This window comes from Embleya sp. NPDC001921 (assembly GCF_053594475.1).
Genome location: NZ_JBSFEO010000029.1, coordinates 43,224 through 57,672, shown reverse-complemented (window position 1 = coordinate 57,672; position 14,449 = coordinate 43,224). Strand labels below are relative to the sequence as shown.

General features: G+C 72.0%; 13 protein-coding genes. 12 read left to right on the top strand and 1 reads right to left on the bottom strand.

Annotated elements, in window-relative coordinates:
* The first annotated feature begins 79 nt into the window (after nt 1-79).
* From ffh to ACWCPW_RS30110, 5 genes are all read left to right on the top strand, one after another.
* Nucleotides 80-1,645 (top strand): signal recognition particle protein, encoded by a 1,566-nt coding sequence (gene ffh, locus ACWCPW_RS30130; protein ID WP_406298616.1) that lies wholly within the window; start codon nt 80-82, stop codon nt 1,643-1,645.
* Between the two features lie 77 nt (nt 1,646-1,722).
* Nucleotides 1,723-2,286 (top strand): GNAT family N-acetyltransferase, encoded by a 564-nt coding sequence (locus tag ACWCPW_RS30125; RefSeq protein ID WP_449764721.1) that lies wholly within the window; start codon nt 1,723-1,725, stop codon nt 2,284-2,286.
* A 26-nt stretch (nt 2,287-2,312) separates the two neighbouring features.
* Nucleotides 2,313-4,031, top strand: a complete 1,719-nt coding sequence (locus tag ACWCPW_RS30120) for an alkyl sulfatase dimerization domain-containing protein (RefSeq protein WP_449764720.1) — start codon at nt 2,313-2,315, stop codon at nt 4,029-4,031.
* A gap of 204 nt (nt 4,032-4,235) precedes the next feature.
* Nucleotides 4,236-6,536 (top strand): bifunctional serine/threonine-protein kinase/ABC transporter substrate-binding protein, encoded by a 2,301-nt coding sequence (locus ACWCPW_RS30115; RefSeq protein WP_449764719.1) that lies wholly within the window; start codon nt 4,236-4,238, stop codon nt 6,534-6,536.
* A 95-nt stretch (nt 6,537-6,631) separates the two neighbouring features.
* A complete protein-coding gene (locus ACWCPW_RS30110) occupies nt 6,632-7,168 on the top strand; it encodes a hypothetical protein (protein ID WP_449764718.1) in 537 nt (178 codons plus the stop codon).
* An 85-nt stretch (nt 7,169-7,253) separates the two neighbouring features.
* On the opposite strand, the gene ACWCPW_RS30105 is transcribed toward ACWCPW_RS30110, so the two are convergent.
* The gene (locus ACWCPW_RS30105; protein ID WP_449764717.1) at nt 7,254-8,960 is read right to left on the bottom strand and encodes a proline--tRNA ligase; all 1,707 of its coding nucleotides are present in this window, start codon (nt 8,958-8,960) and stop codon (nt 7,254-7,256) included.
* Nucleotides 8,961-9,224: 264 nt separating this feature from the next.
* Between ACWCPW_RS30105 and rpsP the strand changes: the two genes are divergently transcribed.
* The 7 genes from rpsP (at nt 9,225) to lepB (ACWCPW_RS30070) (ending at nt 14,394) form a co-directional block, all read left to right on the top strand.
* Nucleotides 9,225-9,692 (top strand): 30S ribosomal protein S16, encoded by a 468-nt coding sequence (rpsP, locus tag ACWCPW_RS30100; protein ID WP_360310613.1) that lies wholly within the window; start codon nt 9,225-9,227, stop codon nt 9,690-9,692.
* Between the two features lie 2 nt (nt 9,693-9,694).
* On the top strand, nt 9,695-9,934 hold the full coding sequence (locus ACWCPW_RS30095) for an RNA-binding protein (protein ID WP_020553237.1): 240 nt from the start codon (nt 9,695-9,697) through the stop codon (nt 9,932-9,934).
* A gap of 150 nt (nt 9,935-10,084) precedes the next feature.
* Nucleotides 10,085-10,792, top strand: a complete 708-nt coding sequence (gene rimM, locus ACWCPW_RS30090; protein WP_449764716.1) for a ribosome maturation factor RimM — start codon at nt 10,085-10,087, stop codon at nt 10,790-10,792.
* On the top strand, nt 10,789-11,607 hold the full coding sequence (gene trmD / locus ACWCPW_RS30085; protein WP_449764715.1) for a tRNA (guanosine(37)-N1)-methyltransferase TrmD: 819 nt from the start codon (nt 10,789-10,791) through the stop codon (nt 11,605-11,607). Before rimM ends, trmD begins: the two co-directional genes overlap by 4 nt.
* 153 nt (nt 11,608-11,760) lie before the next feature.
* The gene (rplS, locus tag ACWCPW_RS30080; RefSeq protein WP_020553234.1) at nt 11,761-12,120 is read left to right on the top strand and encodes a 50S ribosomal protein L19; all 360 of its coding nucleotides are present in this window, start codon (nt 11,761-11,763) and stop codon (nt 12,118-12,120) included.
* 65 nt (nt 12,121-12,185) lie between these two features.
* Nucleotides 12,186-13,256: a signal peptidase I gene (lepB, locus tag ACWCPW_RS30075; protein ID WP_449764714.1), complete on the top strand. Its 1,071-nt coding sequence runs from the start codon at nt 12,186-12,188 to the stop codon at nt 13,254-13,256.
* Nucleotides 13,249-14,394 carry a signal peptidase I gene (gene lepB / locus ACWCPW_RS30070; RefSeq protein ID WP_449764713.1) on the top strand — a complete coding sequence of 382 codons (1,146 nt, stop codon included), beginning with the start codon at nt 13,249-13,251 and terminating at the stop codon, nt 14,392-14,394. The genes lepB (ACWCPW_RS30075) and lepB (ACWCPW_RS30070) overlap by 8 nt, the downstream gene beginning before the upstream one ends.
* Nucleotides 14,395-14,449 lie beyond the last annotated feature (55 nt).

The following is a 14,449-nucleotide window of genomic DNA, read 5'->3' as shown; positions in this document are numbered from 1 at the left end:
GTGCCCCCGCCACGACCGCTCGGCGGGCGGTTAGGCTGGGCCCGACACCACCCGTATCTGACGAAGGACCTCTGCCGACGTGTTCGACACTCTCTCCGACCGCCTCGCAGCGACCTTCAAGAACCTTCGCGGCAAGGGGCGGCTCTCCGAAGCCGACATCGACGCCACCGCGCGCGAGATCCGCGTCGCCCTCCTCGAGGCCGACGTGGCCCTCCCGGTGGTCCGCGAGTTCATCGGACGCGTCAAGGAGCGCGCCCGGGGCGCCGAGGTGTCGGGTGCGCTCAACCCGGCCCAGCAGATCGTCAAGATCGTCAACGAGGAGCTCGTCGGGATCCTCGGCGGCGAGACCCGGCGACTGCGCTTCGCCAAGACCGGCCCCACGGTGATCATGCTCGCCGGCCTCCAGGGCGCGGGCAAGACCACCCTGGCGGGCAAGCTCGGCAAGTGGCTCAAGGAGCAGAAGCACCAGCCGCTCCTGGTGGCCTGCGACCTGCAGCGCCCGAACGCGGTCAACCAGCTCTCCGTGGTCGCCCAGCGGGCCGGTGTCGCGGTCTACGCGCCCGAGCCCGGCAACGGCGTCGGCGACCCGGTCAAGGTCGCCCGCGACTCGATCGAGTTCGCCAAGACCAAGCAGTACGACGTGGTCGTGGTCGACACCGCCGGTCGCCTGGGCATCGACGCCGAGATGATGCGGCAGGCCGCGGACATCCGGGACGCGGTCAAGCCGGACGAGATCCTGTTCGTCGTCGACGCGATGATCGGCCAGGACGCGGTGGTCACCGCGCAGGCCTTCCTCGACGGCGTCGGCTTCGACGGCGTGGTGCTCTCCAAGCTCGACGGCGACGCGCGCGGTGGTGCGGCGCTGTCGGTCGCGTCGGTGACCGGCCGGCAGATCATGTTCGCCTCCAGCGGCGAGAAGCTCGACGAGTTCGACGCCTTCCACCCGGACCGGATGGCCTCGCGCATCCTGGGCATGGGCGACATGCTCAGCCTGATCGAGATGGCCGAGGCCAAGTACGACCAGGACCTCGCGCTCAAGGCCGCCGAGAAGCTGCACGGCGGCGGCAACAACTTCACGCTGGAGGACTTCCTCCAGCAGATGGAGCAGGTCAAGAAGCTCGGCTCGATCTCGAAGCTGCTCGGCATGCTGCCCGGCATGGGCGCGATGAAGGACCAGATCGACAACATCGACGACCGCGACCTGGACCGGGTCGCGGCGATCATCAAGTCGATGACGCCGGCCGAGCGGGCCGACGTGAAGATCCTCAACGGCTCGCGCCGGGCCCGGATCGCCAAGGGTGCCGGTACCGAGGTCAACGCGGTCAACAACCTGATCGAGCGGTTCGTCGAGGCCCGCAAGATGATGGGCCAGATGGCCAAGGGCGGCGGCATGCCGGGCATGCCCGGGATGCCGGGCATGGGCGGCGGCGCCGGCAAGAAGAAGGGCAAGGCGCCCAAGCAGGCCAAGGGCAAGCGCCAGTCGGGCAACCCGATGAAGCGCAAGCAGGAGGCGGCGGCCGAGGCGGCCCGGCGCGAGGAGCGCGCGGCGAATCCGTTCGGCCTGCCGGCCGGCGGCGCGGGCGGCGCGGCCGACTTCGAACTGCCCGAGGAGTTCAAGAACTTCCTGCCTCCGGGCCAGAAGTAGGGTCGGAGGCGACGCGGCCCGACCGTGCCCCGGGGTTGGCCCGGGGAACGGTCGGCGAGGACGAGAAGGGGACGCGGATGGTCGGGACGCCGGATCTGTACACCGTGCCCGGCTGCCGGGTGGGCATCCGGGCGCCGCGGGCGTCGGACGCGGCGGCCTCCGCCGAGGCGATCCGCCGCTCCGACCACATCGCGCGCTGGAACCCGTCCGACCCGGACGACCTGCCGGACCTGATCCGCCGGCAGAGCGACACCTTCCGCACCTTCCTCGCGGTGGACATCGCCGACCGGGCGCTCGCCGGCCGGATCAACGTGTCGAACATCGTGCGCTCGCGGTTTTGCAACGCCTCGCTCGGCTACGACGCCTACAAGCCGTACGCGGGCACCGGGCGGATGACCGAGGCGCTCGCCCTGGTGATCGACCGGGTGTTCGCCGCGGACGGCTTCGGGCTGCACCGGTTGGAGATCAACGTCCAGCCGGGGAACGAGAATTCGATCGCGCTGGCGCGGCGGATGGGCTTTCGTTACGAGGGCTTCACGCCGCGCATGCTCTTCCTCAACGACGCGTGGCGCGACCACGAACGGTTCGCGCTGACCGCGGAGGAATGGCCCGGGGCGGAGAAGGCGATTCTTCCCTCGTAGGGCCGGACGTGGCAGGCTGCCCGGCCATGACGTACGAGGTCGAGCCTGCCGTTCATCCCGAACTCGCCGCCCACACCGCGCACTTCGCCAAGCGGGTGTACACCGTGGCCGAGCATGTACACGTCGCCGTGGGCTGGTCCTCGGCCAACGCGACGGTGATCGAGGGCCCCGACGGCCTGGTGGTGGTCGACACCGGCAGCGGCGCGGACCTGGCCGCGGTGATCGAGGCGGAGGTACGCCCGCACCTGGACGATCCGCGGGCGCCGGTCCGGGCCGTGGTGGTCACCCACCACCACCCCGATCACGTCAACGGGCTGAGCCACTGGGCCGCGACGCCGGACGTGGACGTGTACGCGCACCGGACCTTCCTGGCCGCGCTGACCGACCAGTCCGGGCCCGCGCTGCACATCATGGGCCTGCGTTCGGTGTACTCGCTGGGCAACCTGCTCGGCCCCTCGGACACCGAGGGCGTCAACGACGCGGTCGGTCCGCACGCGGGGGTCGGCACGCCGTCGTTCGTGATGCCCACGGTGCTGGTGGGCGACGAGTTGGAGACCGAGGTCGCGGGGGTGCGGCTGCGGTTGTTCCACAACCCCGGCGAGACCGACGACGCGATCAGCGTGTACCTCCCGGACAGCGACGTCCTGCTGTGCGGCGACACCATCCAGGGGCCGACCCTGCCGAACATCCACACCCTGCGCGGTTGTCGCTACCGCGACCCGATGCAGTGGGTGCGCAGCATCGACGCGCTGCGCGCCCACCGGGCCGCGCACCTGATCCCCAGCCACGGACAGCCGGTGTCCGGCGCGGCGAAGGTCGCCGAGGTGCTGGGCGTGGAGCGGGACTGCATCCAGTACATCCACGACCAGACCGTGCGCCGGATGAACGAGGGGCTGACCCCGGACGAGTTGGCCGAGACCGTCGAACTGCCCGAGCACCTGGCCTCGTACGCGCCCTACGCGCGGGAGTACTACGGCACGGTCAAGCACACCGTGCGGCAGATCTTCTTCGGCTACCTGGGCTGGTTCGGCGGCGACCCGGTGGACCTGGATCCGCTGCCCCGAGCCGAATACGCGCGCCGGACGGTGGAGTTGATGGGCGGCCGGGAGCGGGTGCTGGCGGCGGCGGGGCAGGCGTACACGGCGGGCGAGTACCAGTGGGCGGCCGAGTTGGCCACGCACCTGACCCGGATCGACCGCGAGGACGCGGACGCGCGCTCGGTCAAGGCCGCCGCGTTTCGCCGGCTCGGCTACGCGCAGCTCAACATCAACTGGCGGAACTGGTACCTGACCAGCGCGGACGAGCTGGAGGACCGGATCCAGCCGATCCTGCCGCTGATCAACTTCGCGGCGATCTTCGCGCCCCGGGACCTGGTCGCCCGGATCCCGGCGGCGTGGCTGATCGAGTTGTACACGACCCGGCTGCGCGCCGAGGAGGCGCTGGAGGTGGACGCCGTGCTGGGCTGGCGGGTCCGCGGCGGCGTGCACGGCGAGGAGGAGGTCGCGCTGCACATCCACCGGGGTGTCGCCCGCTTCCTGCGCGAGATCCCGGCGGATGCCGAGGTGGTCCTCGAACTCCCGCGCGAGACCGTGGAGTCCCTGCACCTGGGTCGCACCGACCTGCGCGGCGCGCTGGCCGGCGGGGACGCGGCGACCACCACCGGCACGCCGGAGCGGGCGGCCGCCCTGCTCGACCTCTTCGACCCGGCCCAACCGAAGAAGCCCACCGAACTCACGCTGCGCTGAACCCGGCCGATTCTCGGCGCGCACGGTGTACGCACGGTGCGCGTCGGGTACGCGGGCGGCCTCATCCGTGCGGTGTGCCTGCGTGGCGGGGTCGGGTTCGGCAACGATTGGGTGCAGCCGTGCACGCGGGGTGTGGCGTGCGTGGGATCTTGCCCGCGGCCGCCGGGTGGGATCGGCGGCCGGAGTCGATGACGGGGGAACCCAGTGGACGCATTGCGCACCGACGATCCGCGTCGGGTGGGGCCGTTCCGGTTGCTCGGCCGGCTCGGGAGCGGCGGCATGGGGCAGGTGTACCTCGGCCGGGGGCCCGCCGGGCGGACCGTGGCGGTCAAGCGGGTGCGGGTCGAACTCCTGGACGACGAGGACGCGTTCCGGCAGCGCTTCGCTCGCGAGGTGGAGGCCGCGGGCCGGGTGCGGGGCGCGTTCACCGCACCGGTCGTGGCCGCCGACGCGTACGCCGAGGTGCCGTGGCTGGCCACCGCGTACATCCCCGGGATGGCGCTCGGCGAGGCGGTCGGCACGTTCGGCCCGCTGCCCGCGCACACGCTCGCCGCGGTGGCCCGCGGTCTGGCCGACGCGCTGGTCGCGATGCACGCGGTGGGCCTGGTGCACCGGGACCTGAAGCCGGCGAACGTGCTGCTCGCGGTCGACGGCCCGATCGTGATCGACTTCGGCATCGCGCTGCTGGACGGGGCGACCGCGCTGACCCGCACCGGGCACACGCTCGGCACGCTCGGGTTCATGTCGCCCGAGCAGTTCGAGCGGGCCGATGTCGGGCCGGCCAGCGACGTCTTCTCCTACGGGGCGGTGCTGGCCTACGCGGCCACCGGACGACTGCCGTTCGGATCCGGGCCCTGGCCGGTCCTGTTGGCCAACCTGACCGGCCGCGATCCGGACCTGGAGGACGCCCCGGAGGCGTTTTTGCCGCTGTTGCGGGCCTGCCTGGACAAGGATCCGAGCCGCCGGCCGACGCCCACCCGGGCCCGCGCGCTGGTGCCGACCCGGACGGAGGAGGACCTGCCGGGCGGCTGGTTGCCGGCGCCGCTCGCGCACGCGCTGCTGCGGATCGCGGGGCGCGCGCTGGACGCCGAGGGCGCGCCGGATCCGCCGCCCGCCGAGGGCTTCGCCGACTCGGCGGGCCGGGAGACGGCCGTCCCGGCGGTCGAGGCGACCGCGGACCCGGCGGGCGCGGGGCTCGCCGACCCGGCGGTCGAGGACACCGGCGACTCGGTCGGATTCGGGCCGACCCGGGTCGGCGCCGAGCCGGCTCGGGACGCGCTGCCGCGGCGCGCGACGGACGCGGCGCTCGGCGAGGCGGCGGACGAGGTGCCGGGCGCGGTCGAACCGGCCGCGGCGCTCGCCCCGCGTGCGCTCGGCGCGGCACGGGGCGGAAGCCATCGACTGCCCCCGACCCGCCCGCGATACGCGGTGGTGGTCGCGGTGGCCGTCGCGGTCGCGCTGACGGCCGGGCTGCTGGTGTGGCGCGGGTTCGGGGGCGGCACGCGGAGCACCGCGAACACGCCCACCGCGTTCCGGATCGGCCTGCTGCTGCCCGACGATCGGGCCGGGGCACGTGTGCGACCGGCGTTCGAGGCGCGGATCCGACAACTGTGTCCCGGCTGCGCGGTGCGGTTCGAGCACGCCCGCCGGCGACCGGACGTGCAGCGCGCGCAGATCGACGCGATGATCTCGGCCGGGGTCCGGGTGCTGGTCCTGGGTCCGGTGGACCCCAAGGACACGGCGTCGGCGGTGACCAGGGCCCGGGAGCACGACATCCCGGTGGTCTCCATCGACAAGTTGGCCGCGGGTCCCGTGGCCGGACACGTCTCGTTCGACTTCCGGGCGGTGGGCCGACTCCAGGCGCAGGCGCTGCTCGACGCGGTGCGCGCGGCGGGCGGACCGCGACGGGGCTCGATCGTGATGCTCAACGGCCGCGCGGGGGACCGGGCCGGGAACGAGATCAAGCGCGGCGCACACGCCGTGCTCGACGGCGAGGTGACGATCGGGCGCGAGTACGACCTCGAGGACCCCGACGGAAACCGGGCCCAGCAGGTGATCGCGGACGCGCTGACCGCGCTCGGCGGGCCGACGCGGGTGATCGGGGTCTACGCGGCGGACGACACGATGGCCGCGGGCGCGCTCCGCGGCCTGACCGCCGCCGGCGTCGCGCCGGCCGTGCCGCTGACCGGACAGGATCCGGACCCGGCCACGCTGCGCCGGATCATCGCGGGCACCCAGACCGTCTCGGTGCTCAAGCCCGGCGGGCCGGAGGCCGAGGCCGCCGCCGAGATGGCGATCTCGCTGGGCCGGGGCGAAGCGTTGTCCCGGGTGGACGCCGCCCGCGACAACGGCACGACCCAGGTGCCGACGGTGGCACTCGCGCCGGTCGCGCTGACCCGGGCCAACCTCAAGGAGGTGTTGCCCCTGCTCGCCGGGACGGTGGATCCGCGCGAGGTGTGCACGGCCGAACTCGCGGCGGAGTGCGCCCGACTCGGGCTCGGCTGAGGCGCGCGGCGGTCGGCGGGGCGTCGGGCACGGCCGCCCGTGCCGGACGACGCGCCGGACGATAACGACGGCCGGGGTCGGTCGTTGATCGGGGCATGACTACTTCTCGACGGTTGCTCGGTGCCCTGATGGCGGGTTTCTGCGCGATCGCGTCGCCGAGCGGGGCGTGGCCGGCCGGGGCGACGCTGCTCGGCGAGTCGGCGGTCGGGCCGGATCCGGCCCGACCGTGGGTGTTGCGCGAGGGGCCGATGACCGTGTCGCCGAAGGACTTCGACTTCCTGTGCCGGGTGCCGGCCCCGACCCCCCGACAGATCACCCTGCGGCTCTTCCCCGACGTGATCGTCAAGGTCGTGGAGGACGCCGTGGAGATCGACGACGAGGGCACCGCGATGTGGTCCGGGCACGTCCTGGACGCCCCCGCGAGCCCGACCAACTTCGCGGTCACCGGCACCTGCCCGGGCGGTCCGGTGTCGGTGGCCGGCGCGGTGGACATCGGCGAACTCACCTACGCGCTCACCCCGGGCACGTTCGGCACCAACACGGTGCACGTCGAGGAGATCGCCCGCTGGGCCGTCCCGATCGACGAGAAGCCCACCCGCGCGGCCGGCGGGGGCGTCCCGGCACCGCGATGAGATCCGGGCGCGACGCCGTACCCGCGGGCGCGAGCGCCCCCGCCGGGTCGACCGGCGGGGGGCGCTCGCACGACGCGGAACGCGGTCAGCTCGCGTCGAGGACCAGCTTGCGGACGTACTCGACCGCCTCGGCGACCGGGATCAGCGCCTTCTCGCCGCTCGCGCGCGAGACGATCTCCACATTGCCCTCGGCCAGGCTGCGCGCGCCGACGGTGACCCGGAACGGGATGCCGACCAGCTCGATGTCCTTGAACTTCACCCCGGGACGCTCGGCGCGGTCGTCCAGGATCGTGTCCACCCGCTGCCGGACCAACTCGGTGTAGATCTCCTCCGCGGTGACGCGCGACTTCTCGTCTTCCACGTCCAGCAGCGCGACCGCGACCTCGAACGGCGCCACCGCGACCGGCCAGACGATGCCGTTCTTGTCGTGGTGCGTCTCCACGACCGCGGCCATCGCCCGCTCGACGCCGATGCCGTAGCTGCCCATGATCGGGGTGACCCGCTCGCCGTCCGCGCCCAGCACGTTCACGCCCAGCGCCTGGGTGTACTTGTAGCCGAGCTTGAAGATGTGGCCGATCTCGACGGTCTGCTCGACCTCCAGGCCGGTGCCGCACGCGGGGCACGGCTCGCCGGCCACCACCTCGCGCAGGTCGGCCCAGGTGCCCACGGCGATGTCCCGCTCGACGTCCACGCCGCGCACGTGCACCTTGTCGACGTTGGCGCCGGTCACCATGTCCCGACGACCACGCAGCGCCTCGTCGGCCAGGATCGGCAGGTCGCTCACGCCGACCCCGCCCAGGCTGCCCGGGTACGCGCCGAGCGCGGCCTTGATCTCGTCCGCGGTGGCCGGGCGCACGTCGGTGGAGCCGGTGGTGTCGATCAGCTTCTGCTCGACCAACGCGTGGTCGCCGCGCAGCAGGGCCAGGGTGAGCCGGCCGCCGACCATGTAGACCAGCGTCTTGATCTGCCGGTCGGCCGGCACGCCGTGCGCCTTGGTCAGGTTCTCGATGGTCTTGATGCCGGGGGTGTCGAACCGCTCCGGCGCGTCGAGCCCGGCGCCGTCCTCGATCTCGGCGAGCCGCGAGGTCGCCTTCTCGACGTTGGCCGCGTAGTCGCAGTTCGGACAGTGCACGACGAGGTCCTCGCCGGCCGTCGACGGGCACATGAACTCGGTCGAACCGCTGCCGCCCATGGTGCCGCTGGACGCCTGCACCGCGATCGCCGGGATGCCCAGCCGCTGGAAGATCCGCACGTACGCCTGCCGGTGCGCCTCGAACGAGCGGTCCAGCCCCTCGGCGTCCAGGTCGAAGCTGTACGAGTCCTTCATGGTGAACTCGCGCACCCGGATCAGCCCGCTCTTGGGGCGCGGCTCGTCGCGGAACTTGGTCTGGAACTGGTACCAGGTCTGCGGCAGGTCGCGGTAGGAGCTGAGCTCGTGCGCGAGGGTGGTGAAGATCTCCTCGTGCGTCATGCCCAGCGCCAGGTCCGAGCCCTTGCGGTCCTTGAGCCGGAACATCTCGTCGCCCATGACCTCCCAGCGGCCGCTCTTCTGCCAGATCTCGGCCGGGTGCATGGTCGGCAGGACCATCTCCTGCGAGCCGATCCGGCTCATCTCCTCGCGGATGATCGTGATCACCTTCGCCCGCACCCGCACCGCGAGCGGCAGCAGCGAGTAGTGGCCGGCCATGAGCTGGCGGATGTACCCCGCGCGCACGAGCAGACGGTGGCTGACCGCGTCGGCGTCGGCGGGGTCCTGGCGGAGGGTGGGTACGTACAGTTCGGACCAACGCATGAGACCGTGGCGACCTAACGACTAGAAGAAGAGGGAGAAGGGCGATGCGGCTTGCATTCTAAAAGCCGCGCGGCCCTCGACCGGCCGAATCGGTGCCCGGCTTTGGTCGGGGCCGGGAAGTCTGGCAGAATGGCGAGCTGAGTACCCGGGGCATTGCCGGACCCTCTCTCCGCATGCTTACCGTGTCCACGATCAGCCGAGCCTCATGTCCCCACGTGAACGCCGGCTGTTCACCCACGTCAAGATGCAGGAGACACCACTCTCGTGGCAGTCAAGATCAAGCTGAAGCGCCTGGGCAAGATCCGTTCGCCCCACTACCGCATCGTCGTCGCCGACGCCCGCACCAAGCGTGACGGTCGGGCGATCGAGGAGATCGGTATCTACCACCCGATGGAGAACCCCTCGCGCATCGAGGTCGACTCCGAGCGGGCGCTCTACTGGCTGGGTGTCGGCGCGCAGCCGACCGAGCCGGTCGCGCACATTCTCAAGCTCACCGGCGACTGGCAGAAGCACAAGGGTCTGCCGGCCCCGGCCCCGCTGCTCGTCGCCGCGGAGAAGGCCGACAAGAAGTCGCTCTTCGAGGCCGCCGCCCGTGAGGCGATGGACGAGCCCAAGGACGGCGCCACCACGCCGAAGGCCAAGAAGGAGAAGAAGGTCGAGGCCGCCGCCGAGACCGAGACTCCGGCCGCCGAGGGCGAAGCCGCCGCCGAGACCGCCGCTGACGAGGGCTGACCATGCTCGAGGAAGCCCTCGAACATTTGGTCAAGGGCATCGTCGAGCATCCGGACGAGGTCAAGGTACGGGCGCGTAATCTTCGCCGCGGCCGCATTCTCGAGGTTCGGGTGCATCCCGAAGACCTCGGGAAGGTCATCGGCCGAGGGGGTCGCACCGCGCGTGCGCTGCGCACCGTCGTGACCGCGCTCGGCGGCCGAGGAGTCCGCGTCGACCTCGTCGACGTCGACCAGGTTCGCTGACGTACCCGGACATCACGTCCAACCGGGAGCTGCCCGGCGGAATCCTCCGCCGGGCGGCTTCTTGGCATTTCCGCCTTCCCGGCGTTTTTCCCTCCTGCCCCGGGCATGAGGTCCCATCGGTCCCATCGGGCAGAGATTGAGGAGTCGCAGGTGCAGCTTGTGGTCGGCCGTATCGGCAAGGCACACGGCATCAAGGGCCAGGTGACCGTCGAGGTCCGTACCGACGAGCCGGAACTGCGGCTCGCGCCCGGCGCGGTGCTGATGACGGACCCTCCCTCGGTCGGCCCGCTGACCATCGCCGACGGCCGGGTGCACAGCGGCCGGCTGCTGCTGAGCATCGAGGGCGTGACCACCCGCAGCGAGGCCGAGGCGCTGCGCAACACCCTGCTGATCGCCGAGGTCGACCCCGAGGAACTCCCCGAGGACCCGGAGGAGTACTACGACCACCAGCTCGTGGGACTCGACGTGTTCACCGCCGACGGCGAGGCGGTGGGCGAGCTGACCGAGGTCGTGCACCTGCCGTCGCAGGACCTGCTCATGGTCCGCCGCTCGGACGGGCGCGAGGTGATGATCCCGTTCGTGCACCAGATCGTCCCGGAGATCGACCTGGAGAACCAGCGCGCGGTGATCACCCCGCCGCCGGGTCTGCTGGACGCGGAGAACGCCGTGCTCGCGGTGCCGGACCCGGAGGCGGGCGAGGCCGAGCCGGGCGAGCGCGAGCCGAGGAAGACCAAGCCGAAGAAGCTCACGGCCGCCGAGCGGGCCGAGGCGAAGGCGGCCCGGGCCGCGGCGAAGCCGGCGCCCGACCCCAAGCCGGAGCCGGGGGCCGCGTCGGAGTCGGAGCAGGACCCCTCGTGAGGATCGACGTCGTCACGATCTTCCCCGAGTACCTCGCGCCGCTGGACGTCTCCCTGGTCGGCAAGGCGTGCGCCAAGGGACTCATCGACGTACACCTGCACCAGTTGCGGGACTGGACCTTCGACGTGCACAAGACCGTCGACGACAGCCCGTACGGCGGCGGCCCCGGCATGGTGATGAAGCCCGAGCCGTGGGGGCTCGCGCTGGACGCGGTGCTGGAGCGGGGCCGCGGCGAGGCCGGCGCCGTGCCGCGGATGATCGTGCCGACCCCGTCCGGACGCCCGTTCACCCAGGACCTCGCGGTCGAATTGGCCGACGAGCCGTGGCTGCTGTTCGCGCCCGCCCGGTACGAGGGCATCGACCGGCGGGTGTTGGACGAGGCGGCGACCCGGATGCGGGTGGACGAGGTGTCCATCGGCGACTACGTGCTCGCCGGCGGCGAGGTGGCCGTGCTGGTCATGGTCGAGGCGGTGGCCCGGCTGCTGCCCGGCGTGCTCGGCAACGCCGAGTCGCACCGGGACGACTCGTTCGCGCCCGGCGCGATGGCCAACCTGCTCGAGGGGCCGGTGTACACCAAGCCCGCGCAGTGGCGCGGCCGCGAGGTGCCGCCGATCACGGTGTCCGGGAACCACGGCGCGATCGCCCGGTGGCGGCGGGACGAGGCGCTGCGCCGGACCGCGGCGCACCGGCCCGACCTGATCGCCAGGATCGATCCGGCGGCGGTGGACAAGAAGGACCGGGCCACCCTCGCCGAGCTCGGCTGGGTCGAGCGGGACGGTCGGTTTCAGCCGGCCGAGGCACCTGTGGCAGACTGAGACGCTGTTGCCATGTCCCGATCCGGACCGGGTTCCCCGGGAGCCGGACGGCACCCCTGCCACAGGGGGAGCGCCACTCGGGAGCGGCGACCCCACACCTGTGACCACGAAACCCGTGGGTGACCTGTGGCACCCACGAGAAAGCGACGCGAGATGAACAAGCTCGACCACATCGATGCCGCATCCCTGCGGGACGACGTCCCGGACTTCCGTCCCGGTGACACCCTCAAGGTGCACGTGCGAGTCATCGAAGGCAACAAGTCCCGCGTCCAGGTCTTCCAGGGCTTCGTGCTGCGTCGCCAGGGCGACGGCGTCCGCGAGACCTTCACGGTCCGCAAGGTCAGCTACGGCGTCGGCGTGGAGCGCACCTTCCCGGTGCACACCCCGGTGATCGAGAAGATCGAGCTGGTCACCCGCGGCGCGGTCCGTCGCGCGAAGCTCTACTACATGCGTGACCTGCGCGGCAAGGCCGCGAAGATCAAGGAGAAGCGCACGGACCGTCCGGGCCGCTGACCCGTACGTTCCACCCGGGGTGCCTCGACCGTGTCGAGGTGACCCGGACGCTAGGCTCGTTCGTGATGGACGACGCAGAGCAGAGCAAAGGCCGTGCCTCCACGGCGGAGGAATCCGCCGGTACCTCGTCCACCGAGGTCGTGGAGGCGCGGCCTTCGCGTGTCTCGGATCGGGCACGGAGCACGGACGGCGGCGGGAGCGGGCCCGAGGGGGCGGTCGCCACGGTCGCGGAGGCGGTCAAGTCCCCGCACCCGGCGAAGGATTCGCCCGCGGACCCGGTTCGGGGACCGGCCGCGGACCCGGGGCCCGGGGCGCTCGCCGACCTCGGCGCGGATCCGGTCGCGGACACCGACGCCGAGGCCGATCGCGACGCCGACTCCGACGCCGATCCGGCGGTGCGGCGGGACGAGTCCGCCGATGCCGATGCCGACGCGGAGGACGAGGACGCGCCGCCCGCGCCGGTCCGGCGGCGGATGCCCGCGTGGGTCGAACTGCCGCTGCTGGTCGCGGTCGCGATGGTGGTGGTGCTCGCGGTGAACTCGTGGGTGGCCCAGCCGTTCGTGATCCCCAGCGGTTCGATGGAGAACACGTTGCAGGTCGGCGACCGGGTCCTGGTCAACAAGCTGGCCTACGAGTTCGGCGACATCCGGCGCGGCGACATGATCGTCTTCGACGGGCGCGGTTCGTTCACCCCCGAGGACACCGACAAGCCCAACCCGGTGACCGGTGCGCTGCGCAAGCTCGGGGGCGTGTTCGGCTTCACGAACCCGGACGACAACGACTTCGTGAAGCGGGTGATCGGGATCGGCGGCGACGTGGTCAAGTGTTGCGACGCGCAGGGTCGGATCACCGTCAACGGGGTGCCGCTGGACGAGGGCGACTACCTGCATCCGGGCGACAAGCCCTCGGACTTCCCCTTCGAAGCCGAGGTGCCCAAGGGCAAGCTGTGGGTCATGGGCGACCACCGCAGCAACTCGGCCGACTCGCGCGATCACCTCGGCGAGCCCGGCGGCGGCATGGTGCCCGAGAGCCGGGTGATCGGGCGCGCGCAGTGGATCATCTGGCCGTTCGGCCGGATCCAGGGCACGGACCGGCCGAAGACGTTCGAGCGGTCGGACTTCGACCGTCGTGGGTAAGCGCGGCAAACCCAAGGGCGCCCGCGCCGCCGGCCCGTCCGGGCCGAGCGCGGGCCGGGACGCCACCGGCGCCGCCGCACCGCCCCCGGGGTCGGCCGGCGCGGTGGTGCTCGGCGAGGCCGAACCGCCGGCCGCGACGCCCCCGGGCCCCCCGGCCCCCGCGGCGCGGTCGGTGGAGACGGGCAGGCCCAAACGCCGCCGCCGCGGCCGGCGTTCGCGGCGCAAGGACAAGGTGGTTCCGCTGTGGCGCGAGTTGCCGATGTTGGCGGTGATCGCGCTCGCGCTCGCGCTGCTCATCAAGACGTTCCTGGTGCAGGCGTTCTACATCCCGTCCGGGTCGATGGAGCACACCATCGACGTCGGCGACCGGGTGCTGGTGGACAAGTTCTCGCCCTGGTTCGGGTGGACCCCCGAACGCGGCGAGGTGGTGGTCTTCCGGGACCCGGGCGGGTGGTTGGGCAAGAAGAACTCGGACGATCCGCCGCCGGGACTCAAGCAGGTCAAGCAGGGCCTGGTGTTCGTCGGGATGCTCCCCTCGGACGACGAACAGGACCTGATCAAGCGGGTGATCGGGGTCGGCGGCGACACGGTGGCCTGCTGTGACCCCTCCGGCCGGATCACCGTCAACGGCGTCCCGCTGGACGAGCCCTACCTGTTCAAGGGCAACGCGCCCTCGGAGAAAAGGTTCAGTGTGACCGTGCCCAAGGGTCGGTTGTGGGTGATGGGCGACCATCGCGGTGATTCGGCCGACTCGCGGGCACATATGGATCGGCCCTATCAGGGCACGATCCCGGAGGGTGATGTGGTCGGTCGGGCCTTCGTGGTGGCCTGGCCGTTCGGCCGGGCGCATCGGTTGCCCGTTCCGGAGACGTTCGGGAACAAAGCCCTGTCGGTTGCGATCCTCCCGTCCACCCCGGTCGTTATGGGAATGGTGGGTGCGGTTCCGATGGTCCTGCTACGCCGACGTGTACGCTCGCGCCGGCGCATGCCGGACCCTTGGGGTCGACATCGACCCGGCGACGTGCGCGGCACGGGTCGGAAATCATCAAGACAGAGCTGTGGGCAGCCGGTGGACAGCCCCGACCGGGTGCCGTCCGGCCTGCACGGGTACGAGGAGGCGCCGTGGGGGAAGTCGTGATCGGAGCGCGATCCGCTGGTGGAGACGACGATCGTGGGCGGGAGCCGCACGAGCG